Below are 26,523 nucleotides of genomic sequence, written 5' to 3' on the forward strand. Positions count from 1 at the left end.
GCCATCCGCGATGACGGTGACACAGACCATCGCTCCCGGATACGCGGGAATGCTGCGTTCGGGATCGGACGCTCATGCGGCCGTCTGGCCGACGCGCGTCATCGTGTTCACGCCGATCGTCGTGGCCACGGTCTTCGCGAAGTTCGCGCCGTGGTCAGCGCTCGTTCCGGCGATCGGACTGCTGTTCCCCGTGATCCTGCTGGCACTCGGCATCGGACTACTGACTGGGCGTCTGCAACTCGTTCCAGCGCGTCTCGCGTTGCTGTTGCTTATGCTTTCAGTGCTGTCGCTCGTGCAGGTCTGGCGCGGCGACATGTTTTCGCTCGGCTCGCTGGCCATGATGGCGCTGATTGGATTCGCTTACACGCCGGCAGCGCGTCCGCACACCGTGACGCACGAAGACGCCTTGCGCTTCTTCTGCAACCTCAGCGTGATCATCTCGATCGCGGGCATCCTGCAGTTCGGCCTGCAGTTCGTCGGTGGCACCGCGCTCGCGTTCCCGATCGAGACCTTCGTTCCGGAGGCTTTCCGGACTCGCGGATACAACGACATGGCGGTCCTGTATTACGGGTCACACATCTACAAAGCCACCGGCTTCGTGATGCTCGAGCCTTCAGTGTTCTGCCAGCTATGCGCACTCGGACTGACCTGTGAGCTCGTCTACAAGAGTCGTGTCTGGCGAATGGTGGTCTACGCGGCAGCCATCGTCGTCTCGTACTCGGGCACGGGCCTGCTGATCCTCGCGGTCACATTGCCGCTGCTGGTCATTCTTCATCGACGCTGGGATCTGCTCATCCGCGGCCTGCTGCTGGTCGGCATCCTTGCGCTGCTCGTCGAGCCGCTGAATCTCAACGTCACGATGAGCCGCGCGACGGAGTTCAGTTCATCAGGATCGAGCGCGTTCATCCGCTTCGTGGGCTGGGTCGAGCTCTTCAATGACAAGTTGTGGAACGAGCCCGCGCGAGCATTGCTCGGCTATGGCGCGGGATCGTTCTTCGATGCGGCGGCCGGCTATCGGGCAGGCGAAATGGCACACGCCAAGATCGTGTTCGAGTTTGGCGTGATCGGGGCGTTGTTCTACTTCGCGTTCATCTTCTATTGCCTGCTCGGATCGCGCGCACCCATCGTGCTGCGCATCGGCATCATCGTTGCGTACTTCATGAACGGCGCGTACTCGCCATCGGTTACGGGTTTCGCCACGAGCCTGCTGCTCTGGCCAACGACGGTGGCAATGACGCCGCTGCGACGAACGGTGATTCAAGGCAGGGAGGCATCTGATGCGCGGTGAGCCCATGCGGCGGGACCTGGCGATCGACTTCGTCCGGGGTGCGGGCATCCTGATGATCGGCGTCGATCACCTCACCTGGCTGGCCGAGAAGTTCGGCTCGCCCGAGTTCGTGAACCCGTTCATCACCTGGATCAAGATCGGCTGGTCGAGCGCCGCCGAATTCTTCGTCTTCTTCTCCGGCTATCTGACCGGCATCGTGTACCTGAAGACGATGCAGACGCACGGCGTCGGAATGATGTGGGCGAGGGCGGCGCAACGATCCTGGCACATCTATGTGCTGAACCTGCTCACGCTGTGCGCCGTTCTCATGCTGCTGCGCTCGCCGGTGCTGTTCAACGACCAGCTCAATGCAATGACCGGAATCTCCTGGCTGATGGGGCCGCAGTCCGGAAGCATGCTCGCGGCATTCCTCGGGATGCGGTTCGAGCCCCTCTATTTCGAGATCCTGAACCTCTACATCGTGCTGCTGCTCATCGCGCCGGCGATCGTGCTCCTGACGCGCATCAGCACGATCCTGCCGCTGATGCTGTCGTTCGGCATCTGGCTCTTCGTCCAGCTGAACGCTGCTTACACGTTTGCCCCGGCGCTCGACCTGTCCGAGAACTTCAATCCCCTGGGCTGGCAGTTCATGTTCGTGCTCGGGATGCTCGCCGGCATCCACGACATCTTTCGCAAGCTGCGCGCAGCGTGGTCCCACGAGCGATTGCTGCTGGTGAGCGGTGGACTGCTGCTGCTCGCGTTCCTCCTCAAGGCGCTCGACTACAGCAACTGGTCGATTCCGTATCTCGGCCCGCTGGCGATCCCCGGCTTCGACAAGCCGAACCTGGGGCCGCTGCAGGTCATTCACTTCCTCATCTCCGTCGTATTCGTCATGCAGATCATTCCGCGGTCGGAAGCGGCGCAGCGCTCGCTGGCGATGCGTGCGGTCGCGAGCGTCGGCAAGCGTTCGCTCGAATGCTTCTGCCTGAGCACGATCCTGGTCTACGTCGCGGTCGCCATCATGGCTCGCGACATGTCGTTCGATGCCATTTCCGTCTTCATCGCCGGCGTCACGATCGTGGCGCTGCTCTGCATTGCCGCGCCGGTCGTCGGCTGGATCGGAGACAAGCCCTGGCGCAAGCCGAAGCCGGAAAGCGCCCGCGATGCCTCGGGCAGTGAAGATCCCTCCGTCGTCGCGAGGACTGTTCCATGACGATAGCCCTGTTCATCGCTAGCGCGGTGTTCCTGTTTCTTGCGCTGCATCCGTTCGTGACCTATCCGCTGTCGCTGCTGTTCATCCGGCGCCAGCGGGAACACACGAACGTGGCGGCTGCCGAGGCCGCTTCCGGTCGGCTGCGGTTCGCCATTTGCATGTGTGCGTACAACGAGGAACGCGTCATCGAGGCGAAGATGCAGAACCTGCTGCATCTGCGCGCGCGTCATCCGGATCTGCGGATTCTCGTATACGTCGACGCATCGAGCGACCGGACGGCGCAACTGCTACAGCCTTATGCATCGGTGATCGATCTTCACATCAGCACGGAGCGCCACGGCAAGACCTACGGCATGAATGTGCTGTCGTCGCGCGCGGATGCGGACATCCTCGTGTTCACCGATGCGAACGTCATGCTCGATGAGCACTGCATCGACGATCTGCGCCGGCACTTCTCCGACCCACGGATCGGCTGCGTCTGCGGGAACCTGAACTACATCAACGGCGGCGATTCGGTTACCGCGTCTTCCGGATCGCTCTACTGGCGCTTCGAGGAGGCCCTGAAGCGCCTCGAGTCACGGACGGGCTCCATGATGGGCGCCGATGGTTCGATCTTCGCGATCCGGCGTGAGCTGCGACGTGCGCCGCCGGATCACATCATCGACGACATGTATACGTCGCTCATGGCGCTCATCGACGGCCACCGGGTGATCCAGGCGCAGGACGTGCGTGCGTACGAAGAGTCCGTGTCGAAGAGCGCCGAGGAGTTCAGCCGCAAGGTGCGCATAGCGTGCCAGGCTTTCAACGTCCATCGATTGCTGTGGCCGCATCTGCGCAAGACGGACTGGCTCACGCGCTACAAGTATGTCTCGCACAAACTGATTCGCTGGCTTGGCATCTACTTCCTCGCGTTCGGATCGGTCACGTTCCTCGCCGCGCTCGCATCCGCCGGGTATCCGCTGGTCGCGCTTGCGCTCGTGATCGTCGCGGCACTGTGCCTTACGCTCGGTCACGCATGGTCGATCAAGCCGTTCGCCCAGATTGCCGACCTGTTGCTTGCGATGCTCGGGACAGGGCTCGGTGTGTTGAGGTCGTTGCGCGGCGAGAGATTCCAGACCTGGACGCCGGCCAATTCGATTCGCGGAGGCGTCAAATGAAGCGCCGTGCGCTGCTTGGTTCTCTGGTCGGTGCCGCCGGTCTTTCGGCATTCGGGCGGCTCCATGCCGCCGAGCCGAAGGCACCCGCGCGACTGAGTACCGATCGGCCACCGCTCGGCTTTGGGGTGTATCTCGGCGCAGGATGTTCCGGCGCGGAGCGGCTCGGTGACTACGAGCGCTGGCTGCGCCGCGAAGTCGACCAGACGCTAGAGTTCATTTCGTGGCAGGTGCTGGAAGCGGGCCGCGCGTGGGCGGTGAACTGCTGGGACAAGTCGGGGCAGAAGAACGTCGTCTATTCCTTGCCGATGCTGCCGCCCAATCGCTCCGCGAAACTCGCCGATGGCGCGAGCGGCAAGTTCGATGCGCTGTTCAGCCAGTACGGCGGCTTCCTCGTCAAACACGGTTACGGCCGATCGACCATTCGCATCGGCTGGGAATTCAATGCCGAATGGTATCCGTGGGCCGCGAGCCACGATCCGAAATCGTGGGCCGCCTACTGGCGCCGCATCGTCGACACGTTGCGCAAGACGCCGGACTCCGATTTCAAGTTCGACTGGAGCGTCGCCGGTTCCGCTCGCGGCTTCGATGCAGAGAAGGCCTATCCGGGCGACGACTACGTCGACGTCATCGGTCTCGACTTCTACAACACGAAGGTCGACGAGCAGCGCAACACCACGCAGACCCGGTGGGAGTCGCGCAAGACCATGCAGCACGGACTGCAATGGCATCGCGATTTCGCCCGCGGTCATGGCAAGCCGATGTCGCTTCCGGAGTGGGGCACGGGCGTGCACGTAAAGTGGGGTGGTCCGCCGGACGACCCATACTTCATCGAGAACATGGCCGCGTGGATTCGCGAGAACGACATCGCGTATCACAACTACTGGGAATACAGGAACAAGGACTACGACTCGCGTCTGTCGGATGACAGGCAGCCGCAGGCCGCGGCGGCGTTTCTCAAGGCGTTCGGCGGCAAGCGCGCGAAGCCGGCGGGGGCATGACGATGTCGCTCCCGACGACCAAAAAGAAGGATTTCAACGCGGCGCTGAACGGCTATCGCGGTCTGTGCGCGATGCTGGTCTTCGTGTTTCACGTCGGCAGCGCCGGAATCCTGCTGTGGCCGTCCGGAAACTGGGTCAAGGACTCCATCACCTACCTGTGGACCTCGTTGACCTACGGCGTCGAGATGTTCTTCATGATCAGCGGCTTCGTCATCCTGGCAAGCCTGCTGCGACACCGAAGCATTGGCGGCTTCCTCCACGATCGCGTCGCGAGAATTTTCTCGGCATGGGTGCCGGCACTGTGTGCCGTGACGCTGATGTGCATCGTCCTGCAGATTCCGCCGCTGCGCGGGCTGAATCCGATCGAAGCAGCCGCGCTGTTCGTCGGCAATCTGTTCCTGCTGCCGCCCATCGTGCGTTTCCCGATGATCCACCAGGTGTCATGGAGCCTGAGTTACGAATGGGTGTTCTATCTCACGGCGGCCATGGGTCTCTTCATCTACAGGAAGAGTCAGCAGCGCTACGCGTTGCTCGCGCTTTGGCTCACGCTCGGCGCGTTGTTCATCATGCTGTTCCCGCGCGCCCTGTTCTTCGTCACAGGCGTTCTCGTATTCAAGTACCGCGACTGGTTTGCGCAGCGAAGCCAGTGGCTGCGCTTCCCGCTGGTCAGCCTGCTCATCTTCCTCGTCGCGTGGCGCGCGACGGGTGCGTTCAAGGCGCACATGAATGACACCATCTTCGATTACATCCTGGATGGGCGATGGATCGCGCTGGTGATCGCATTCATCGCATCACTGCACATGTTCGCGAGCGTGACGTTGAATGCAAGCCGCCAGGCGACCGTCCTTTGCGGCCGGATCTTTCAGTTCCTTGGGAACATCAGTTACAGCTTCTATCTGTGGCACGCGTTGGTGATGGCCTTCATGAAGAAGTTCATCACACCACTGATTCTCCCGGAGTACGGCGTCGCGGTCGCGCTGACCGTGTTCGCCGTCGGGAGTCTCGCCGTGTCGCTGCCGGTGTCGTGGATATCGTGGCGGTTGTTCGAAGTGAAGCTGGCGAATGTCATGCGTGGCGCGTCCACCCGGCGCGCCGAAGTCGGAGGGACAGTTCGTGCAGCGTGAGCCTGAAATCAAGCCGAGCGCAGCGCTCAGAATCCTGTGGATCGCGCGCTATGTGCCCTATCCGGCCGATGCGGGCGCGAAGGTGTATTCGGCGAAGCTCGCGGAATCGCTGGCGGGTGCGGGAAATCATGTGCGGTTCATGGGCTTCGGGTCGACCGAAGCCGTTCCGGCGGAGGTCAGGCACGTCGATTGGGTTGAGGTGCCCGGCGCGCGCCGCAGCGAAGTCGCCGCTGTCTTCAGCCGTCTGCCCAATGCAGCGGCCGTCGATGCAACGAGCGAGTATCGCCGTCTGCTGGAGAAGCAACTGGATGAGCAATGGGATGCCATCGTGCTGGACGGTTATGGCACAGGTTGGGCGCTCGATCGTTGCCTCGCGTATCGATACGGCGCGGCCCGGTCGACGGTTCTCGTGCATGTTTCCCACAACCATGAAGCCGCTGTCTGGCGCGACATGGTGCGTGAAGCGCGCGGCTCGCTGCCTCGACGCGTGGTATTGCGGCTCAACGCGCTGAAGGTTCAGAACCTCGAGCGTCGTGTGGCTCGCAGTGTCGATCTGCTGACGACAATTACGGACGAAGATGGTGCCGCGCTGACCGCACCGATGAAGTCCTTGGCTCCGCAGACGATTACGCTGACACCGGGCTACGCGGGTGAAGCGGCACCGGTACGAAGCATCGATGAATGGACCCCGCGCCGTGTCGCGATCGTGGGTTCCTTTCACTGGGTCATGAAGCAGGAGAACCTCCGGCGCTTCGTGGAGCTCGCGGATCCGGTCTTCGCTGCGAACGGCATCCAGCTCGACATCATCGGCGATGTGCCCGAGGCGTTACGCGGTGCGCTCCAGTCGAAAGCGCGCGTGACGCATTTTCACGGCTTCGTTTCAGATGGCGCGCTGAGCCAGCTCCTGTCGCAGGCCCGCATGGCCATCGTGCCCGAGCTGATCGGCGGCGGCTTCAAGCTCAAGCTGCTGGACTACCTGTTCGGTCGTGTCCCGATTGCCACTCTGGCGGCAGCGGCCGCTGGTCTGCCGCGAGCCCTGCAGGCTCACATGATCGTGCGCAGCGACCTGGAGTCTCTGACGGCCGCGATCGTCGCCGACATCGACCAGTTCGATGTCCTCAACCGGCGACAGGAGCTCGCATTCGGGATGGCACGCACGCTGTTTCGATGGCAGGACCGCGGCATCCAGTTGTCACGGGCAATCAGCCGCATACGCCAGGAAAGAAATGCAGGCCGCGGCGAACCCGCCGCGGTTCTCAAGACGTTCAGTACCTCCACGGCTTGTGAGATGAGAGAACCCCAATGAGTGCAGCGGAACGAATTGCTCGCGAGCGCGACTTCCACAACCAGCGGTTCGTCGAGAACAACGCAACCCGGGAATCACCAACACGGCGGTTCTACGACGCAATCGCGTACGGCTTCGAGGAGTTTCGCGCGCGAGTGACGCAGCTCAGTCGCGGCCATTGCGTGCTCGAATACGGTTGCGGCGATGAGATCATGGCCTTCGATCTCGCGCACACCGCCCGCCAGGTCACGGGGATCGACATCTCCGACGTGGCGATCCAGCAGGCGCAGGCGGTTGCGAGCGAGCGGAACCTGCCGAACGTCAAGTTCGTCGTCGACAACGCTGAAGACATGCGCTTCGCCGATCGCAGCGTGGACGTCGTCATCGGCGCCGGGATCATTCACCACCTCGACATTCCCAAGTCGCTGCAGGAGCTGCGCCGCGTCCTGCGGGATGGCGGCGTCGCGATCTTTGCCGAGCCGCTCGGCCACAATCCCGCGCTCAACTGGTTTCGCAACCGGACGCCCGAGCTGCGGACGCCCGACGAGCATCCACTGCTGGTCCGCGATCTGCGTCAGATGACGCGCGCTTTCAAGTCTTCCCGCGTGACGTTCTTCGGTCTCATCTCGCCGGTGCTCGGGCTGATGTCGCCGACGGTGAATCCGAAGAGCTGGGTGACGCAGTTCGTGTGGTCGCTCGATCGCGCCCTTTGCCGCATTCCGCTGCTGCGCCGGTACGCCTGGTACTGCTACTTCGAACTGAGAGCCTGATCCGCCTTGTCATGAAAGTCCTTTTCGTTTCGACACTGTATGCACCCAACGAGCGCGGCGGCGCGGAGCGCACCGTGCGCATCGTCGCGGAAGCGCTCGTTGCAAACGGCCATCAGGCGACCGTCGTCAGTCTCTCGCCCGACGGCGTTGCGCGCGAAGGCGAGGTCAACGGCGTTCGGACCTACTATGTGCCGCTTGCGAACCTCTTCTGGAAGCAATCGGAAGAGTCGCGCAACCCGATTGCGCGCATGGCCTGGCATGCTGTCGATGCGTGGAATCCAATCATGGCTTCTCGTGTGCGTCGCATCCTCGAGCGCGAGAAACCCGATGTCGTACAGACCGGCAATCTGCAGGGATTCTCGGTGTCGCTCTGGCGAACTGTGCGCCAGATGAACATCCCGCTCGTGCAGATGCTGCATGACTACTACCTCGGTTGTCCGAAGTGCACGATGACGCAGGGACTCGAGAATTGCGCGAAGCAGTGCGGTTCGTGCCACGTGTTCGCGACGCCGCGACGCATGAACTCGAATCTGCCGGCGGCGGTGATCAGCTTGAGTCGACGCATGCTGACGCGGCTAGAGGACACCGGCTTGTTCGGGCAAGTCCCGAACAAGTTCATCATTCACGGCGCCAGCAACGCGCGCATCAACGCAACACCGCGTGCGAATCGAGCGCCCGGCAGTCCGATCGTCGTCGGCTATCTGGGCCGCATGGAGAAGGACACGAAGGGAATCGAGGTGCTGCTGGACGCGGCGAAGAAGCTGCCGGCGCACCAGGTTTCCGTATTGCTGGGCGGGAAGGGCGACGAGGCGTACATGACCGAGCTGCGAGCGGCCTATGCCGGCAGCAACGTCCAGTTCCTGGGCTTCGTCAGACCGGCAGAATTTCTCGAGCGCATCGACGTGCTCGTCGTTCCGTCGGTCTGGGAAGAGCCGCTCGGCCGCGTCATCTACGAGGCGTACGCCCAGGGCGTTCCGGCCATCGTCGCCGATGTGGGCGGCATGCCGGAGATCGTCGAAGCCGGACGCACTGGTTTCGTGTTCCGTTCACGCGACAGCGAAGACCTTGCGCGACACCTGCGAAGCCAGATCGACGCAGGGTGGCGCGGCGCCGACTTCTCCGCGGCCTGCGTGAGGAAGAGTGCGGAGTTCAGCATCGACCGCGTGTTCGCCGACTACATGAAAGTGTGGGAGACGGCGATTCGCACGCAGGGCGGTGCTCGCCACCAGGCGCTGAGCAATGACGCTTCGCGCGTGGAGTCGGTGTCAACGTGAAAGTCTTCTATCACCAGGCGGAAGGCGGCAACGTCGGCGACGATCTGAACGCCGTGCTGTGGCGACGGCTGTTGCCCGATCTCGAACGCCTCGACAGCGCGCAGTGGCTCGTCGGCATCGGGACGATTCTCGATGAGCGGCTCAACAAACTCGAAGGCCGTCGTGTCGTCATGGGGTCCGGACTGCGGCCGGGCCGACGGTTACCGCAGTTCACCGGAGATCTGCGATTCGCCGCTGTCCGGGGAACGTTGACCGCCGACCGGATCGGGTTGAGCGACGAGGTCGCACTGGGCGATCCCGGCTTCCTCGTCGGCAGGATCTACAAGCCCTCGGCATATCCCACGAGCGATCGTGTCGCGTTGATCCCGCACGTGTACTCCGAGCGTTGGTCGCGGATCTCCGACGTGGCGCGCGATGCCGGATTCGAGGTCATCAGTCCCACGCTGCCTTGGGAACAGTTTCTGGGTCAACTTGCTGCCTGTTCACGCGTCTACTGCGAGTCGCTGCACGCGGCGATTTTCGCGGAAGCGTTGCGCATACCGTGGGCACGCGTGCGTATCAGCTCGCACTACTACGAAGGCGAGGGTGTCGCGGACTTCAAGTGGCGTGATGCATTCTCGATCGTCGGCGCGTCGACCGAATCGGCGATCACCCAGACGCTCATTCCGGTCAGGCGCTCGTGGATGCGTCCGGCACAGGCGATCGCCGAACGGCGCCTGGTGAGGGCGCTGCGCCAGCAAAGGGACGATGCCATCTTCAGGCTTGCCGACGCCAGCCGACTGGAAGAGCGTCTCGAGAAGCTGCAAGCGCGCGTGCGTGATCTGCGCGATGTTCAACAGGTGACGCGATGGCCGCCCATGCCGGCTGTGAGCCAGCCTCAGGAGCCTTCTCCGGCAGTCCTGATCTTCCCCAAGGACAACGGCAATCCATTCGTGAGTCGCTTCTCCGACGCGCTCGAGCGAACCGGCGCCGCTGTGGACGATTTCAGCTATGGCCGTGCGATGGCGGGACGCTATGACGTGCTGCACCTGCACTGGCCGGATTCCCACCTGACCAGCAAGTCGTTCGCGGGCTCGCTGTTCAAACACGCGCGGCTCGCTGCGTTGATCACGCTGCTGCGTCGCCGAGGCACGCGCATCGTGTGGATGATGCACAACCTCAAGCCACACGATCGCAATCATTGGTTCTCGGCGCGGCTCTTCCCGATGTGGTTTCCCAAGGCATGCACGCATGTGATCGCGCTCACGACGAACGGACTGCAGGCCGCGAAGTCACTCTATCCGGCTATCGGGAAAAAGCAGGCCACGATCATTCCGCACGGACACTATCGCGGTGCCTACGGCGAACCGCCTTCGCGCGTGGCCGCCCGCACGCAGCTCGGGCTGTCGCAGGGACGATTCACATATCTCTTCTTCGGCAACGTTCGTCGCTACAAGAACGTCCCCGGGCTGATCGAAGCCTTTCGCGGGATAAATGACGACGACGTACAGCTCGTGATCGCCGGGCAGCCGGGACACGGCATCGATACGGAGGCACTGTCGCAAATGTGCGCCGCGGATCCACGGATCCATTTGCGCCTCGAATTCATTCCGGATGAGGCGGTGCCGACCTATTTCGGCGCTGCGGATGCGGTCGTCCTGCCCTTCGACAGCATTCTCAACTCGGGCAGCGTGCTGCTCGCGCTCTCATTCAATCGGGTGGCACTCGCACCGCGCCTGGGTGCGCTGCCGGAGATCGAATCGAAGGTCGGGTCGCAGTGGCTGCGGCTGTACGAGGGGTCGCTGACGACAGCGATGCTGCAGGAGCTTCGCACCGCGAATCCGCCGGAGCATGCCGAAGCCGATCTGACGGCCTTCGACTGGAACTCGATCGCCGACCGGACGTTGGAGCTGTACCGACGCGACGTCGGCGAAATCACGCCGGGCGCCGCGTCCACCCTTGATGCGGGCCAATTGGGGGCGAGCGAGGATGCCGAATATGAAAGACCGGAGAATGAATACTCCAAGACGTAAACATGTCAGGGCTCGCTCAGGCCCCGCCTGCGCGATATGTATTCCCGCGTTGCTCGCAGCGGCCAGCGCGAGCGCGGCGAACTCTCCGGACGCCGCCGATCCTATCCAGTTCTTCGTCATGGACCGCTACATGTACGACGACAACCTGTTCCGCGTGCCCGACGGATTGCTCGAGAGCGATCCGGCCATCGCGCGTCCGCAGAGTCTCGAGGACTACGTGAATCGCGCGTCAGCCGGCCTGCGGCTGCGTCTGGATGCGTCGAGGCAGGTCTTTCACGCCGATGTGCGCATCGACGATGTGCGCTACGACCGCAACGACGATCTGAACTACACCGGCGGCAGCGCCGATCTGCTCTGGAACTTCGAAGTCGGCTCGAACTGGTCGGGCAAGCTGTTCGGACAGTACGACAAGCAGCAGGCGAGTCTCGCGAACTACCGCTTCTTCCAGAAGGACATCGTCGATGTTGCCGCGTATGGCGGCGAGGTGCGCTACAAGATCGGCTCTCGCTGGCGCATCATGGGTGGCATTGCCGCGGCCGACACTGATCACAGCGCTGATCTGCGTCAGACCGAGAACTTCGAGAGCACGACGTCACGCGGCGCTATCGAGTACGAAACGCCCGCGGGATCCGTATTCGCGCTCGATTATCGGTTTACCGAGGCGGATTTTCCTGTCGCCGAGTCGCTGGCCGGTGCGCCTCGCGGATATGAGGAAAGCGAGCCTGGCATTCGGATCGAGTACGCGTACTCGGTGAAGACGCAGTTCTACGGTCACCTGGGCTACGTCGATCGCGACTACGATGATCCGCTCTCGGGCGACTACTCGGGCGAGGTCTGGGACGTGCGGATGCTGTGGGAGCCTCGCAGCAAGCTCACCTTCGATCTAAAGGCCTGGCACAAGCTCAAGGCCTATGCGGACGCAGAGTCGGACTACTACGAAGGCGATGGCGTGAGCATCGGGCCGACGTGGGAAGCGACCACTAAGCTCAAGCTTGCGGCGGAGTTCAGCTACGAGAAGCAGGACTATCTCGGCAGCGCCCTGTTCCTCGGGCCGATCGTCGATCCGATCGAGTCGGGCCGCGAAGACGAGGTGAAAGGCGCGCAGTTCAGTCTCGACTACACGCCGCGCGACCTCATCAGTTTCGGTCTCGCATATCGATGGGTGGATCGCGAATCGAACCGTGATTTCCGCGGCTATGACGCCAACATGGCGAGCGCGCAGATCAAGCTGACGTTCTGATCAGCTGCTGACCGCTTCGACCTGCGGCAACGACGCGAGCTGTTCGAGCAGCTCGCGATCGGCAGCCACTTCGATGCGCTCTGGCGCACTCAGCCAGCTCAGCGCTTCGCGCAGGCTTTGCGCCTGCATCACCTTTGCCCTGGCAGTCAGTCGGTGTGCGTTCGGGTGACCGCGTGAGTCGGCCGGACGTGCGAGGTTGTTTGCAACCTGGGCATGCCGGGCTTGCGGGTGACGCGCGAGATAGCGCAACCCGTCGGCAGGCATCGGTTCGGAGTTGTGCACGATCTCGTCGCGCCGTCGCACGAGATCGGGTGTCGCGCGCTCTTCCGGAATTCTCAGCAAGCCCACGTTCGAGAGCCATTGGCCGAGTCGCACGCTGCCGCTCGCCTTCGACAGTGGGATGGCGAGTACGAGTCCCGCGACTGTCGGGGAAAGCCAGGCCAGAAGCTCCGGCGACAGCAGGAATGCCGTGATGCCGAGCAGGACGCCGATCACCATGTGTTTCCAGTGAAAGTGGGCTGATTCACGCCACGAGATCACTTCGGCCTGGCGGCGTTGCGCCACCCATTCGGAATCCCGGCCCGTGAGGATGCTGAACACGTGCTCGGTCTGGATGAGCATCATCACCGGGGCATAGAGTGCCGACACGGCAAGCTCGACGATGACGCTGATCGGCAAGCCGATGATGCCGCCGGTATTGCGGCGTACGCGATTGGTCAGCATCGCCCGCACGAAGCCGATCGCCTTCGGCGTGAGCAGCACGATCATGCTGAACAGGAACAGCAGCATCATTCGCCGTGCATCGAACACGGGCCAGTCGGGGAAGAGCTGGAACGTGCGACTGAAATATTCGGGCCGGATCAGTGTCGCCTGCAATGTCAGTGCGAAGCCGATCAGGATCAGCATCAGCCACAGCGGGGAAGCGAGATAGCTCATGATGCCGACGGTCATGTGCAACCGGCTCGTCAAGCTCAGGCCCTTCGAGCCAATGAGCTTCAGATGCTGCAGATTGCCTTGCGCCCAGCGGCGATCACGCACTGCGATGTCCGTGAGCGACGGCGGGCCTTCTTCCCAGGAGCCTGGGAGGTCGGCTGCGAGCTGAACTTTCCAGCCGGCGCGCCGGATGTACGCAGCTTCGACGAAGTCGTGCGACAGCACGAACCCGCCGAAAGGCTTCTTGCCTGGCAGCTGCGGCAGTCCGCACGCTTCCGCGAATGCGCGTACGCGAATGATGGCGTTGTGGCCCCAATAATTGCCGTCGTCGCCGGACCATGCCGCCATGCCGCGCGCGATGACGCCGCCATACAGGCGACTCGCGAACTGCTGCATGCGGGCGAAGAAGCTCAGCTGTCCGATGAGCGCCGGCACCGTTTGCAGGATGCCGAGACGCGGTTCCGCCTGCATGCGCTCGACGAGCGTGACGAGCGTCGACGCGCTCATCAGGCTGTCCGCGTCGAGGACGATCATGTAGTCGTAGTGGCCGCCCCAGCGCTTCACGAAATCTTCGACGTTGCCTACTTTGCGGCCGACGTTGTGCCAGCGACGGCGATAACGCACGGGCATCACGCCAGCAAGCGCATTGCGCAGCCGATCGGCGGCCAGTGTCTCCGCGATCCAGGCATCGGCATTCGTGGAATCGGAAACGATCGCGATCTCGAAGTAGCGGGCCGCGTCGATGGAGACGAGTTCCTCCGCCATTGCCTGCAGCGCCGCGGTCGTGCGCAACGGATCTTCGTTGTAGACCGGCATGACGAGTGCGGTGCGGCTGCCGTCGGCGGGCGCCGAGGGGAAGCGCAGACGCGGCGTCAGGAGACCACACAGCGCTGAAGCCGCCGAGAAGGCGATCCACGTCAGCGTGACGCTGAAGAAGACCATCATCACGGCCTGCAGGTTCGTCATGTTGCCGAAGCCGACGATCGCGATCATTTCCCAGATGCCGTAGCCCGCGATGCCGACCGTCGCTCCGAGCGCGATCAGCCGGGCGAACCAGGTCACGGGTTTCTGGGGATCGACGCGATCGACCGCGGGCGCGCGCGAGCGGTCCTGCACCGGCATTTCGAGCGGTGCATCGGCGGGCATCGCGCCGGACGTAGACGGGGATTTCGCTGCGTCGACGGTCGGATGCGAGGGCGGGTTCAGCTGCCCGTCCATCGGTAGAGCCAGGTTTCGGTCACGGGACGATTGCCCTTCAGCAGGCGCAGGCGCAGTTCCGCCACCGTCGCATCGCCCGGTGCGAGCTCGAAGCTCACGCGCACGCCGCGGGTGGAGGGGTTGGCCTGCAGGTTCATGTTGCTGATCTTACCCGCCGAGGTATGGGCTTCAATCTTCAATTCATTCACCGTCGAGCGCACCGCGCCATCGAAATCGACGACGAAGAGTCGGCGTTTGCCGTCGAAACTCGGCCCGGAACGTGTCACCGAGGCCCGGCCCATGGCGGGGAGGATGCGCGGGCGCTCGCTCCAGCGGATGCGATAGGAGGTCGACCAGGGCTTGCCGGCAGGAATCGGGTCCTTGGGGCGCCAGAAGGCGATGACGTTGTCGTTCGTCTCGGTGTCCGTGGGGATCTCTATGAGCGAGACGGCGCCCGGTCCCCAGGCGCTCGTCGGCTCGATCCAGGCGCTCGGGCGCTCCTCGTAATGCGCTTCGAGATCCTGGTAGTCCGTATAACGCCGCGAGCGCTGCACGAGACCGAATCCCTTGGGCGGCATCGCGGTGAAGCTCGATACCTGCAGCTGCTTCGGATTCGCGAGCGGACGCCATATCTGCTCGCCGCTGTCGCTCACGATCTGCAGACCGTCGGAATCGTGTACTTCGTCGCGGAAATCGTCGACGCGGGAACGATCTGACTCGTCGAAATAGAACATCGACGTGAGCGGCGCGATACCGACGCTTTCGAGCGTCGTGCGCGGGTACAGCGTCAGGTTGACGTCCATGACGGTTTCGGTACCCGGCACGATCGAGAAGCGATAAGCGCCTGTGGTCGATGCGCTCTCCAGCAGCGCATGGACGACGATACCGGCGGCATTGGCGGAAGGCCGCTCGATCCAGAAGTGCGTGAATTCGGGAAACTCTTCGCCCGTTGCGCTCGCCGTCTTCAACGCGAGTCCGCGCGCCGACAGACCGTAGAGCGTGCCGCGACTGACAGCCCTGAAATACGTCGCGCCCTGGAAGACCAGGAACTCATCCCACGTCGAGCGGGAGTTGATGAGGCCCCGCAAACGGAATCCCGACAACGGCAGCGACAGGCCCGCCAGCGGTTTTGCGACGGAAGGTCCGAGGATGAACGTGTCCGCGCCCGGGCGCAGATCGCGTGCGACGCCGCCTTCGACGATCGAGACGGTTACCGGGCTCTGAAACAGGTTGCCGGCGGGCAGCAACTCGACGCGTGTCGGCACCTGCGCGTTGCGCCAGATCGCCGCTTCGGGATTGGTGCGGATATCCCGGTACTGGTCGTAGCTGATCTGGCGCAGCGGAGAAGCGCTGTCGATCCGGTTCTGCGGGCGGGGTGTGTTCGAAAGACGGCTCGCCAGCTGTGTTACGGTTGTGCTGCTGAAAGGGTAGCGGTCGGCCGCTTTGTTCGCCGGTTCCTGTCGCGTTGCTGCGACGACGGCGAAGCTGACAGCGGCGACGACCAGGAGTGCGGTGGCGGCCCGATACATTTGCTCTTGCTTGTCGAAGGTACCGGGCGGCCCGGCGGATCGGTTGGGATCAGGAATGGACGAACGGTCATCCATCTGACGGAACGCATGGTACCGGATATTGGTTTCGCGATCAGGGGCTTCTGGCAACCTTGCCCCATCCCTGGCACCCCCATTCCCCCTTTACGTATTCGTGTCTGCGGTCAGGCCCGCTATTAAGTGACGTCTGTCGCAGCGTATTGCCCCGGAGGATGATTCATGACCCGTAAATTTCTGCCGCTCGTTCTGACCCTGGCCGCCGTCGCCCCCGCTCATGCCGAGCTGACCGGCAAGGGCGAGGCGGGCCTCGTGATCGCCAGCGGCAACACGGAGACCGAAACGGCCAACGTGAAATTCGCCCTCGCGCACGAGCGGGACAAGTGGAAGAACCAGTTCGGACTGGCGGGGCTCTACGCCTCCGATGTCGACGGCACGACCGCCCAGCGCTGGGAGGTCTTCGGACAGTCCGACTACAACTTCTCGCCCAAGACTTTCTGGTTCGGCGCCGCCCGCTACGAGGATGACCGCTTCAGCGGCTTCGAATACCAGGCCACGATCTCGACCGGCCTCGGCCGCAAGTTCGTCGATACGGATCGCACGAAATTCGTCGGCACGGCGGGTGTCGGTTACAAGGTCTTCGAGACCCGCGATGCCTTCGATCCGGACACTGGGGTGCTGCTGGAAGAAGGTGGGCGCGGCGAAGATGTCGTGTTCCGCGGCACGCTCGACTTCGAGCACAAACTGACCGAGACGACCTCGCTCATCGACAAGTTCATCGTCGAGGCGGGCGCCGACAATACCTTCTACCAGAACGATTTCTCGGTGCAGGTGACCGTGACGAAAGTGCTGGCGCTGGCCGTTGGCTACTCCGTCCGGCACAACACCGATCCGCCGATCGGGTTCGAGAAGACGGATACGCTGACGACGGTGAATCTGGTGTATGAGATCAAGTGACGGCGCCAGTCAGCGACTCCGTCGCTGACACGCGCCGTCATCCCCGCGCAGGCGGGGATCCATCTTCGCCGTCTGGTTTCTTGTTGTGGGTCCGGCTTTAGCCGGACGTCATGCGCAGCATCCGGCGGACGCAGTCCGCTCCGAGCCGGATTCAGAAACTGAGCCGACTTCGTCGGCTGCGGATGCTTCGCATGACGTCCGACTGAAGTCGGACCCACAGACCCACGGGCCGCACCGGTTTCTTCATCGTGTTTATCAATGCAAAGGTTAGGGACTCCCCCGTCGAGGGTAGTACCCTACCGCGTCCCCCATCACGTCCGTACCCTCCCAGATGAAAGACCTCACCCAGGGGCCGATCGTCCGGCACATCGTTTCGATGGCCGTGCCGATTGCGCTCGGAATGATCTTCCAGACGCTCTACTACCTGGTGGATCTGTACTTCGTCGCGCATCTTGGCGATGCCGCTATCGCGGGCGTCGGTGCGGCCGGCAACATCATGTTCATCGTCATGGGGCTGACGCAGGTGCTCGGCGTCGGAACGGTGGCGCTGATCTCGCATGCCGTTGGCCGCAAGGATCAGCCCGAGGCGAACCTGATATTCAATCAGTCGATTGTCCTGTCCGGTGTGTGCGGGCTGATCACGCTGGTGGGCGGTTACGCGATTACCCATACCTACATGGCGGCTGTCGCTGCGGATGAGCAAGCGCTCGCGGCAGGGCAGACCTATCTCTACTGGTTCCTGCCGGGCATGGCGTTGCAGTTCGCATTGGTGTCGATGGGATCCGCGCTGCGCGGTACCGGCATCGTGCAGCCGACGATGGTCGTGCAAGTGGTCACCGTCGTGCTGAACATCGTGCTGGCCCCGATCCTGATTGCCGGGTGGGGAACCGGCTATGCAATGGGCGTTGCAGGCGCAGGTCTCGCGAGCACGATCGCGCTCGTCGCGGCTGTGGTCACACTGAGCCTCTACTTCATCCGCCTCGAGAAATACGTTTCGTTTCATCCCGAGCAGTGGCGTCCGCGGATGCACGCCTGGAAGCGGATGCTCGCCGTCGGTCTGCCGTCGGGCGGCGAGTTCCTGCTGCTGTTCGTTTTCATGGGCGTGATCTACTGGTGTATCCGCGATTTCGGCGCGACTGCCCAGGCCGGCTTCGGTATCGGTTCGCGCGTCATGCAATCGATCTTCCTTCCCGTGATGGCAATCGCTTTCGCAGCAGGCCCGATCGCTGGTCAGAACTTCGGCGCCCGACATCCGGAGCGTGTGCGAGAGACCTTCCGCAAGGCTGTGCTCATCAGCGTCGTCATCATGGCCATCCTCACGTTGCTTGCGCACGTGAGCCCTGAGCTGCTGGTGGGCGGATTCACCGACGACCCGGCGGTGCGCACGGTGGCGGCGACGTTCCTCGCGATCACTTCCTGGAACTTCGTTTCGCAGGGAATCATCTTCACCTGCTCGAGCATGTTCCAGGGGCTCGGCGACACGCGGCCTGCACTGATCAGCACAGGGTCGCGCGTGCTCACTTTCGCGCTGCCGGCGATCTGGATGTCGAGCCAGCCCTGGTTCGAGATCCACCATCTCTGGTACCTGTCAGTGGCGACCGTCACTTTCCAGGCGGTGCTGAGCTGGTTGCTGCTGCGGTCACAGTTCAAGCGAAGACTGGCGACGATCTCGCCGGTCGCCGTTCCAGCCTGATTTCAGGAGAGGGAAGTCATCATGACCAACGATCTTTTTTCGCTTCGTGGACGCGTGGCGCTCGTGACAGGCGGTTCGCGCGGTATCGGTCGCATGATCGCGAAAGGCTTCATTGACCAGGGTGCGCGCGTGTACATCTCCTCACGCAAAGCCGATGTCTGCGAGCAGACTGCGAAAGAACTCTCCGCAGGCGGCGGGCAGTGCATCGCGCTGCCGGTCGATGCCTCGAACAAGGAGGGCATCCAGGCGCTCGTGAGCGCTTATGCCCGCCATGAAACGAAGCTCGATATCCTTGTGAACAACGCCGGCGCCGCGTGGCTCGCGGAGTTCGACGAGTTCCCCGAGAAGGGCTGGGACAAGGTCGTCGACCTGAATCTGAAGACGCCGTTCTTCCTGACCCAGGCGTTCGCGTCCGCGTTACGCGCCGCGGCGACTGCCGACAAGCCGTCGAAGGTCATCAACATCGCGTCGATCGACGGCATCTCGGTCAATCCGCAGGAAACGTATTCGTACGCGGCCAGCAAGGCCGGGCTCATTCACCTGACGCGCCGGATGGCCCTGCGGCTGATCCAGGATCACATCGTCGTTTCAGCCATCGCGCCGGGCGCGTTCGCGTCCGACATGAACACGACGGCCCGAGATCACGGCGATGAAGTGGCCCGGCGGATTCCCGCTCGACGCATCGGCACGGATGAGGATATGGCGGGAGCGGCGATTTATCTGGCGTCCCGCGCGGGAGACTACGTGGTGGGGAATACGTTGGTCGTCGATGGCGGGGTGAGTGACGCGCGCGGGGGATGAATCAGCGCTGTGAGCTGTGAGCTGCGAGCCAGAAATAAAGACGTCCGCTTTTCTTCACTCTGGCTCATCGCTCGCAGCTCGCCGCTCATAGCTGCTTATCACTTTCCCGCCATCTCAATCAGCTGCGTCGTATTCGCCAGCATCGTGTTGAAGTCGTTGCCGAGCGCCTGGTAGCGGCCAGCGACGTAGATCGCCGGAATGCCGTCCACCTGGTATTCACGCGAGAGCTGTTCCGCGTGCTGTGAGCGTGTCGACACGTTGAACGAGTTGTACGCCGCGGTGAACTTGGCTTCATCGACGCCCTGCTGGACCACCCAGGCGGTGATGTTGGCCTGGTTGTAGAGCTGCTGCTTCTGGCGATGGATCGCATCGAACAGCGCCGTGTCGAGCCGCGCGAGATCTCCTGTCGCCTGCAGACTGTAGTACGTGCGAACGAGCTGGCCCCATTGCGGGCGGCCCAGAGAAATCGGCACGCGGATCAGGGTGACATTCGCAGGCAGCTTCGCTGCCCACTGGGTGAGGAGCGGATGCAGGTGATCGCAGTGCGGGCAGCCCCACGAGAAAAACTCGATGACTTCGATCTTGCCCTGGGTTTCCTGCGGACGCGGCGCGGCGAGCTTCACGTAGTCTCGGCCTTCCACCAGCGCGGCGTGCGTCGGCATTGCCCACGCGAACGTGCAGAGTGCCAGGACGAGAGACAGGCGGAGCCGGGAGAAGAGAGCGTTCAAGCAGGAACTCCTACGGTTTGAGTTGAGGATGCTGCGGGTGACGCGCACCCGCAGCGTTCTGCGATGCCTTATTGCTGCGGCTGTTCGATGCCGAGCAGTTCGACTTCGAACACGAGCGTCGAGCCGGGCTTGATGTCCGGCGGCGCACCGCGATCGCCGTAAGCGATGTCAGGCGGGCACACGAAACGGGCCTTGCCGCCGACCTTCATCAGCTGCACGCCCTCGGTCCAGCACGGAATGACGCCATTCAGCGGGAACGTTGCGGGCTCCTTGCGCTCGACCGAGCTGTCGAACACTTTTCCGTTCGTCAGAGTGCCGTGGTAGTGGACCTTCACCGTGTCCGTCGCCTTCGGCGAGGCGCCCGTGCCTTCCGATACCTGCTTGTAGACGAGGCCGGAGGCGGTCTTCTGCGCGCCCGATTCCGTCGCGGCCTTTGCGAGATATTCCTCGCCGGCTTTCTTTTCCTTCTCGCCAGCGGCAGCGACGCGAGCGTTCTGCAGCTCCTGAATGCGCGGGAAGTACGTGCTCGCATCGAGCTTCGGTTCCTTGTGCAACGCTGCGTCCGCGATGCCCGCCTTCACGAACTCGAGCTCGGCTTCGGTCAGGTCGAAGGACGAGAGGTTGCGACCGATGGCTGAGCCCAGCGCATACAGCGTCTTGTCTTCTTCGGTCTTGAGTTCGGCAGCCCCTACCGGGGCGCTGGGCGAGGAGCAGCCGATGCACGCGAGGGCCACGGCAGCGACGAGCAGGGGATAACGCATTGCGAGAGTCCTTCTGTGGAAGTGAGGGCTCGGGGCGCGAGGGACCGAGGCCCGCCTCCGGCATGCCCCTTCCTTCAGTCTCGAGTCCCCGGAGTTTATCTTTTCGCCGAGGACGGCGTCTGCAGGCAGCAGGCCAGCACGGCTTCGTCCGATGCGGAAGCCCTGGCGCAATCGATGCCGCGTCGATCCGACCCGAGATCGCGCCATTCGGCGTCGCCAGGACCCAACAGGTCCTGCAACTCCTTGCCGACGCTTGCCAGGGTCGCCTCGGTGACGCTGCAGTACTTTGCGATCATGGCTGCGGCAATGCAGTGCTTCTGGCCGTCCGGCAGGGCGGCCGGCACCAGGTCCCGGATAGCCGCCCGCATGCAGCCCAGGCTGGATTGCGCCGGCCGCGGCTCTTTGTGAGGCAAAGGGGCGCAGGCGGTGAGCAGGAAGAAGCCGCAGAGAAGGAGGGGCTTCTTCATTGCGGGCATCCCGCGCACGAATCCGTCATTCCCGCGAAAGCGGGAATCCATCCTGGGCAAGAACATGGATTCCCGCTTTCGCGGGAATGACGATCGGGCCCCGCGCGGGAGTGACGAGCCGTCTCATTCCGTTACCAATCCTCTCGACTCCAGCAGCGGCCCAATATCCGGCGCCTTGCCGTAGAAGTCCTTGAAGATCGTCAGCGAGTCGACGCTGAAGCCCTGTGACAGCACCTTCTGACGCAGCAGATCGCCGTTCTCACGCTTGAGGCCGCCATGAGCCTTGAACCAGTGCTGCGTGTCGCGTGCAAGCACGTCGCTCCAGATGTACGCGTAGTACCCCGCCGAATAGCCGATCGGACTCGCGAAGACGTGCGAGAAGTAAGTCGAGCGATAGCGGGGCGGCACGGGAGCGAAATCCACACCGGCCTGCTTCAGCGCGTTTGCTTCGAACGCAGCAGCGTCGGTCGCCGATGGCGTCTTGCCCGTCGGCAACTGGTGCCATGCCTGATCGAGCAACGCGGCGGCCAGATACTCCGTGGTCGCAAAACCCTGGTTGAACTTGCTTGCCGCAAGCACTTTGTCCATGAGCTCACCTGGCATCGCCGCGCCTGTCTGGTAGTGCTTCGCATAGTTCGCGAGCACCCGCGGTTCGGTCGCCCACATTTCGTTGTACTGCGACGGGAATTCAACGAAGTCGCGCGGCACGCTCGTGCCGGAGAACTGCGGATACTTCACGTTGGAGAACAGGCCGTGCACCGCGTGGCCGAACTCATGGAACGCTGTCGTCACTTCGTCGAAGGTGAGCAGCGTCGGCTGACCCTTCGGCGGCTTCGGAATGTTGAGGTTGTTGACGACGACCGGACGCTTGCCGAGCAGGCGCGACTGTTCGACGAAGCTGTTCATCCACGCGCCGCCGCGCTTGTTGTCGCGTGCGTACCAGTCGACGAGGAACAGACCGAGCGGCGAGCCATCGGCATTCCACAGCTCGAACACGCGCACGTCTTCCTGGTAGACGGGCAGATCCTTGCGTTCCTTGAATGTGATGCCGTACAGCTCATGTGCCGCGAACAGCACGCCGTCGACCAGCACGCGGTTCATCTCGAAGTACGGCCGGACCTGCGATTCGTCGTATGCGTATTTCGCTGCGCGTACCTGCTCGGCATAGAAGTCCCAGTCCCAGGGCGCGAGCTTGAATGCCTGGGTTCCGTTCGTCTTCGCCTGGGCATCGATCAGCGCCTGCATCGCTGCAGCCTCCTGCTTCGCATTCGCCACGGCGGGTGGTGCGAGCTGCGCGAGCATCTTGTTTACGGCGTCAGGAGTGAGCGCGGTTTCGTCTTCGGTGACGTACGCCGCATGAGTCGGATAGCCGAGAAGGACAGCGCGGTCGGCACGCAGGGCGACGATCTGTGCGATGAGCTTCGTCGTATCGAATTCACCGCCCCAGCCGCGATCGAGCGAGGCCTTGTAGATACGCTCGCGCGATGCGCGATTCTTCAGCTGCGACAGCGGCGGCTGACCCGTCGTGTTGAGCAGGGCGATGACCCACTTCCCCTCCAGCTTGCGCGAGCGAGCCGCTTCGGCCGCGACAGCAATCTGCTGCTCGGACAGGCCATCGAGATCGCTCGCCTTGTCGAAGACCACTGCGGCGGCGTTCACGCCTTTCAGCACGGTCTGGCTGAACTGCGTCGTCAGCGTCGAGAGCTGCTCGTTCATCCGGCGCAGCGTGACCTTGTCGTTGTCGGAGAGCCTCGCACCGGCGCGCACGAACAGCGTGTAGGTCCGATCGAGCAGTCGCAGCGATTCAGGATCGAGACCGAGCGATGCACGCTTCTCATGCAGCGCGCTCACGCGCGCGAACAGTGCCGGGTTCAGATAGATCGAATCCGAGTGAGCGGACAGCTTCGGTGCCAGCTCGCTGCGCAGCTTCTCCAGATCCGGATTGGTGTTCGAGGATGTGAGATTGAAGAACACGGCCCGGGCGCGATTCAGCAGCTGGCCGCACCGCTCGAGCGCCACGATCGTGTTGTCGAACGTCGCGGGCGACGCGTTGTTCGCGATTGCAGCGATCTCACGCTGCTCCTCCGCCATGCCGGCTTCGAAGGCCGGTGCGAAGTGCGCATTGGTGATCTCGTCGAACGGCGGCAGCTCGTAAGGGAGCGTGCTGACGGTCAACAGCGGATTGGTCGCGGCTTGTGCGCCGCCGGCGGAAGCTGGGGAGTTCATGGCTTGGACCGGATTCTGGGCGGAAACGGCAACCAGCAGCAATGCGGTTGCGACCTTGCGAAGATTGTTGACGGGCATTTCAAGCGATCCTGACAGCGCCGCGCCAGGGCGGCGAACGTGTGCGGCGAAAGTCACCCGAGCGTAGCCCGGCCGCGGCGATTCTCAAATCAGGCCGACTCCTCAAATTTTTGCAATCCGTCGCTGCCGGACGTTGTATACCTGTTCCCGTGCCGCGGAAGCCCTCGGGGTCGGGTCTATCCGGGATTCGGAGAAGATGGACACCCGCTTTCGCGGGTGTGACGAAGTCGCGGCGCGGTTCGATACCATAACAACGGAATGAACGGCCTCTCATGAAGTTACCGGTTCTGATCGTCGGCGGCGGCATCGGCGGCCTCGCCGCGGCGTTGTGCCTCACTGCGCGTGGCATCCCCGTTCGCGTATTCGAGCGTGTTGCCGCCCTGCGTCCGCTGGGTGTCGGCATCAATCTTTTGCCGCATGCAGCGCGCGTCGTCCACGGGCTCGGACTTGCGGGGCCACTCTCCGCGGCCGCGATTCAGACCTCGAAGCTCGAGTACTACAACAAGCTGGGTCAGCTGATCTGGAGCGAGCCGCGCGGACTCGCGGCCGGTTACGCAGTGCCGCAGTACTCGGTTCATCGCGGCGATCTGCAGATGATGCTTTACGACGCGGCGCTGGCGCGGCTCGGTCACGAAAGCATTCAGACGAACGCGACGTTCGTGAGCGCGGAGCAGGAAGGAGAAACCGTCGTCGCACGCTTCTCGATGCCAGAAGGCGAGATGGAAGTCCGGGGGAGTGCGCTGATCGGCGCGGATGGCATTCACTCGATCGTGAGGAAGCGTTTCTATCCTGACGAAGGTCCGCCGAACTTCGCGCAGCGCCTGCTATGGCGCGCAGTGACGGAGGCGCCGCCGTACCTCGATGGGCGCACGATGATCATGGCCGGCTATCAGCACGAGAAGTTCGTCTGCTATCCGATCTCGCAGCGTCATGCCCATCAGGGTCGTGCGCTGGTGAACTGGATCGCCGAGCTGACCGTGGCGGAGAAATCGCCGCCGCAGCAGGACTGGAATCGCGAAGTGAATCGCGCCCGTTTCGCCGATCGCTTTGCGAACTGGCGGTTTGGCTGGCTCGACGTGCCGGCGCTCATCGAAGGCGCGAGCGTCATCTACGAATTTCCGCTGGTGGATCGCGACCCGTTGCCGAGCTGGACCCAGGGCTCGATCACCTTGCTGGGCGATGCGGCTCACCCGATGTATCCGATCGGATCGAACGGAGCCTCGCAGGCCATTCTCGATGCGGAAGCGCTGGCGAATGCGCTTGCGGCGCACCCGATCGCGGAGGCGTTGCAGGTTTATGAATCCGAGCGTCGTCCTGCGACGAGCCGGATCGTGCTGTCCAACCGGCAGAACGGGCCCGAGCAGGTGATGCAGATCGCGGAAGAGCGGGCACCCAAAGGGTTCCGTCACATCCACGAAGTGATGAGTCAGTCGGAGCTCGAAGAGATCGCTGCCCGCTACAAGCAGACGGCGGGGTTCGCGGTCAGCGAAGTCAATCGTCGCGCGGGTGCGTGATCGTCACTTCTTCGCCGTGTAAGCCTTCGACTGTTCGGCCACGACGTTCAGCAGGTCACCCATCGCGAGATTCGCGTCGATGAGATGCAGGCCCCAGTCGGCCTGTACTTTGCCGCCGGCCACGACGTCACCCACGATGTCATCGACCCGCGGATCTTTCGGATCAGCCGCCACAGTGACTTCGAGATAGGAGCCGTGTTCGTTCCATACGCACTCGGCGCTGAGCAGGCCCGGAACCGCTACGAACGGCGTGTCGATCTTCTGCGGCGGCGTTACCCAGGGAGCAGGTTCGATCGCTGAAGTGCTGCCGCGAGCGGCGCCGAGATAAGCATGAAGGTCCGCGTGACCTCCCGCGAGCGCAGCCGGATTCGTACAGGCCGCCATCATGTTGTCGCCCGGCACTTTGCCGAAGCGCGTGTTGGACGGCGGCGGCACATTCGAACGGAACGAAGCGTAAGAGATGACACAGCCTGTCTGCGACGCTGAACGGCACAGTGGCATCTCCTTGAACGAACCGCCCACGTCCTTGCCGACGGGCACGGCGACGTTCCAGCCGAGCAGCAGCGCGGAGACGACCTGCGACCGGACCGGCTTGCCTTCGATCTCACGAGCGATCAGCTGCGTCAGCATGCTGGAGCCCTGCGAATGGCCGACCAGCACCACACCGCGTCCTTTGTTGTCGTTCTTCAGGTAGTAGTTCCACGCGTCGACGACGTCGTCGTAGCCGAGCGTGCGATCCATGGGCATCACCTTGCCAGCGATCATTGCCTGCAGCGCCGTCAGCGTGATCTGGCGATACAGCGGCGCGTACAGCCGGCACTTCGAACCGAAGCGTGCGAACTGATGCTGGACCACGCTGCGCTCTTCAGGTCCCGCGACCATGTCGCTGTTGCCGGTGACGTCGCGCGAAACGGTTGGATAGATGTAGAAGCAGTCGATCGGTGCACGCGGATCGGCTGTGAACTTCTCGATCGAGAGTGCGCCGTCCGCGGCGACGACAGTCGTCGTCAGGTCGGCCGAGCAGGCATCGTCACGATCCGGGCGGCACAGCCAGTTCTCCGCCTTCGCATAGTCGTTGGCAGGCTGAGGCGCAGGTGCCGTCGCCTTCGCCGCGTCCGGCGCCTGTGCAAACGAGCTCGATGCGAGGAGCGCGTAAACGGCAACGATCGCGGCCGCGGGAAGTCGGGACATGCTTTCCGGCTCCGTGTCCGGGAGTGAGCGTTGAGAGTGAGCTGAAGTGTGCCAGAAGCGCTCCAGCGCGAACCCAAGGCGTTCCACGGCGGG

21 protein-coding genes are annotated in these 26,523 nt (G+C 63.2%); 14 read left to right on the forward strand and 7 right to left on the reverse strand.

Features of this window, described 5'->3' with window-relative positions:
- The first annotated feature begins 16 nt into the window (after positions 1 to 16).
- The 10 genes from HNQ60_RS17725 to HNQ60_RS17770 are packed head-to-tail and all read left to right on the forward strand — an operon-like array spanning position 17 to position 12,340.
- Positions 17 to 1,288 (forward strand): hypothetical protein, encoded by a 1,272-nt coding sequence (locus HNQ60_RS17725; protein ID WP_184334100.1) that lies wholly within the window; start codon positions 17 to 19, stop codon positions 1,286 to 1,288.
- Positions 1,278 to 2,480, forward strand: a complete 1,203-nt coding sequence (opgC, locus tag HNQ60_RS17730; protein WP_221304266.1) for an OpgC domain-containing protein — start codon at positions 1,278 to 1,280, stop codon at positions 2,478 to 2,480. The genes HNQ60_RS17725 and opgC overlap by 11 nt, the downstream gene beginning before the upstream one ends.
- Positions 2,477 to 3,637, forward strand: a complete 1,161-nt coding sequence (locus HNQ60_RS17735) for a glycosyltransferase (RefSeq protein WP_184334102.1) — start codon at positions 2,477 to 2,479, stop codon at positions 3,635 to 3,637. Before opgC ends, HNQ60_RS17735 begins: the two co-directional genes overlap by 4 nt.
- The gene (locus HNQ60_RS17740; RefSeq protein WP_184334103.1) at positions 3,634 to 4,635 is read left to right on the forward strand and encodes a glycoside hydrolase family 26 protein; all 1,002 of its coding nucleotides are present in this window, start codon (positions 3,634 to 3,636) and stop codon (positions 4,633 to 4,635) included. Before HNQ60_RS17735 ends, HNQ60_RS17740 begins: the two co-directional genes overlap by 4 nt.
- Complete coding sequence (locus HNQ60_RS17745; RefSeq protein WP_184334104.1) at positions 4,632 to 5,759, forward strand: acyltransferase family protein; 1,128 nt, start codon at positions 4,632 to 4,634, stop codon at positions 5,757 to 5,759. Before HNQ60_RS17740 ends, HNQ60_RS17745 begins: the two co-directional genes overlap by 4 nt.
- Positions 5,707 to 7,065, forward strand: a complete 1,359-nt coding sequence (locus HNQ60_RS17750; RefSeq protein WP_184334105.1) for a glycosyltransferase family protein — start codon at positions 5,707 to 5,709, stop codon at positions 7,063 to 7,065. The genes HNQ60_RS17745 and HNQ60_RS17750 overlap by 53 nt, the downstream gene beginning before the upstream one ends.
- Positions 7,062 to 7,814, forward strand: coding sequence for a class I SAM-dependent methyltransferase (locus HNQ60_RS17755; protein WP_184334106.1), 753 nt, complete (start codon positions 7,062 to 7,064; stop codon positions 7,812 to 7,814). The genes HNQ60_RS17750 and HNQ60_RS17755 overlap by 4 nt, the downstream gene beginning before the upstream one ends.
- 11 nt (positions 7,815 to 7,825) lie before the next feature.
- Positions 7,826 to 9,088, forward strand: coding sequence for a glycosyltransferase family 4 protein (locus HNQ60_RS17760; protein WP_184334107.1), 1,263 nt, complete (start codon positions 7,826 to 7,828; stop codon positions 9,086 to 9,088).
- Entirely contained in the window at positions 9,085 to 11,100 is a 2,016-nt protein-coding gene (locus HNQ60_RS28130; protein WP_184334108.1) for a glycosyltransferase, read from the forward strand. Before HNQ60_RS17760 ends, HNQ60_RS28130 begins: the two co-directional genes overlap by 4 nt.
- A gap of 49 nt (positions 11,101 to 11,149) precedes the next feature.
- The gene (locus HNQ60_RS17770; protein WP_221304267.1) at positions 11,150 to 12,340 is read left to right on the forward strand and encodes a surface lipoprotein assembly modifier; all 1,191 of its coding nucleotides are present in this window, start codon (positions 11,150 to 11,152) and stop codon (positions 12,338 to 12,340) included.
- Here the strand turns inward: HNQ60_RS17770 and mdoH are convergent, their stop codons facing one another.
- Together mdoH and HNQ60_RS17780 are read right to left on the reverse strand one after the other, a co-directional pair.
- Positions 12,341 to 14,491, reverse strand: coding sequence for a glucans biosynthesis glucosyltransferase MdoH (gene mdoH, locus HNQ60_RS17775; protein ID WP_221304268.1), 2,151 nt, complete (start codon positions 14,489 to 14,491; stop codon positions 12,341 to 12,343).
- Entirely contained in the window at positions 14,476 to 15,999 is a 1,524-nt protein-coding gene (locus tag HNQ60_RS17780) for a glucan biosynthesis protein (RefSeq protein ID WP_184334111.1), read from the reverse strand. Before HNQ60_RS17780 ends, mdoH begins: the two co-directional genes overlap by 16 nt.
- Positions 16,000 to 16,236: 237 nt before the next feature.
- Between HNQ60_RS17780 and HNQ60_RS17785 the strand changes: the two genes are divergently transcribed.
- The 3 genes from HNQ60_RS17785 (at position 16,237) to HNQ60_RS17795 (ending at position 19,465) form a co-directional block, all read left to right on the forward strand.
- A complete protein-coding gene (locus tag HNQ60_RS17785) occupies positions 16,237 to 16,971 on the forward strand; it encodes a DUF481 domain-containing protein (protein ID WP_184334112.1) in 735 nt (244 codons plus the stop codon).
- Between the two features lie 331 nt (positions 16,972 to 17,302).
- Positions 17,303 to 18,664, forward strand: coding sequence for an MATE family efflux transporter (locus HNQ60_RS17790; RefSeq protein WP_184334113.1), 1,362 nt, complete (start codon positions 17,303 to 17,305; stop codon positions 18,662 to 18,664).
- 21 nt (positions 18,665 to 18,685) lie between these two features.
- A complete protein-coding gene (locus HNQ60_RS17795; protein WP_184334114.1) occupies positions 18,686 to 19,465 on the forward strand; it encodes an SDR family oxidoreductase in 780 nt (259 codons plus the stop codon).
- A gap of 98 nt (positions 19,466 to 19,563) precedes the next feature.
- On the opposite strand, the gene HNQ60_RS17800 is transcribed toward HNQ60_RS17795, so the two are convergent.
- The 4 genes from HNQ60_RS17800 to HNQ60_RS17815 all read right to left on the reverse strand — a co-directional run bounded on the left by HNQ60_RS17800 (position 19,564) and on the right by HNQ60_RS17815 (position 23,647).
- Positions 19,564 to 20,193: a thiol:disulfide interchange protein DsbA/DsbL gene (locus HNQ60_RS17800; RefSeq protein ID WP_184334115.1), complete on the reverse strand. Its 630-nt coding sequence runs from the start codon at positions 20,191 to 20,193 to the stop codon at positions 19,564 to 19,566.
- 68 nt (positions 20,194 to 20,261) lie between these two features.
- Positions 20,262 to 20,954: an FKBP-type peptidyl-prolyl cis-trans isomerase gene (locus tag HNQ60_RS17805; protein WP_184334116.1), complete on the reverse strand. Its 693-nt coding sequence runs from the start codon at positions 20,952 to 20,954 to the stop codon at positions 20,262 to 20,264.
- Between the two features lie 95 nt (positions 20,955 to 21,049).
- Positions 21,050 to 21,421, reverse strand: coding sequence for a hypothetical protein (locus HNQ60_RS17810; protein ID WP_184334117.1), 372 nt, complete (start codon positions 21,419 to 21,421; stop codon positions 21,050 to 21,052).
- Between the two features lie 123 nt (positions 21,422 to 21,544).
- The gene (locus HNQ60_RS17815; protein WP_221304307.1) at positions 21,545 to 23,647 is read right to left on the reverse strand and encodes a M3 family metallopeptidase; all 2,103 of its coding nucleotides are present in this window, start codon (positions 23,645 to 23,647) and stop codon (positions 21,545 to 21,547) included.
- A 350-nt stretch (positions 23,648 to 23,997) separates the two neighbouring features.
- Between HNQ60_RS17815 and HNQ60_RS17820 the strand changes: the two genes are divergently transcribed.
- Entirely contained in the window at positions 23,998 to 25,239 is a 1,242-nt protein-coding gene (locus HNQ60_RS17820; protein WP_184334119.1) for a flavin-dependent oxidoreductase, read from the forward strand.
- 3 nt (positions 25,240 to 25,242) lie between these two features.
- Here HNQ60_RS17820 and HNQ60_RS17825 read toward each other — a convergent pair whose 3' ends face one another.
- A complete protein-coding gene (locus HNQ60_RS17825; protein ID WP_184334120.1) occupies positions 25,243 to 26,430 on the reverse strand; it encodes a DUF3089 domain-containing protein in 1,188 nt (395 codons plus the stop codon).
- Between the last annotated feature and the right edge of the window lie 93 nt (positions 26,431 to 26,523).

It is taken from the genome of Povalibacter uvarum (assembly GCF_014202975.1).
Lineage (GTDB): Bacteria > Pseudomonadota > Gammaproteobacteria > Steroidobacterales > Steroidobacteraceae > Steroidobacter > Steroidobacter uvarum.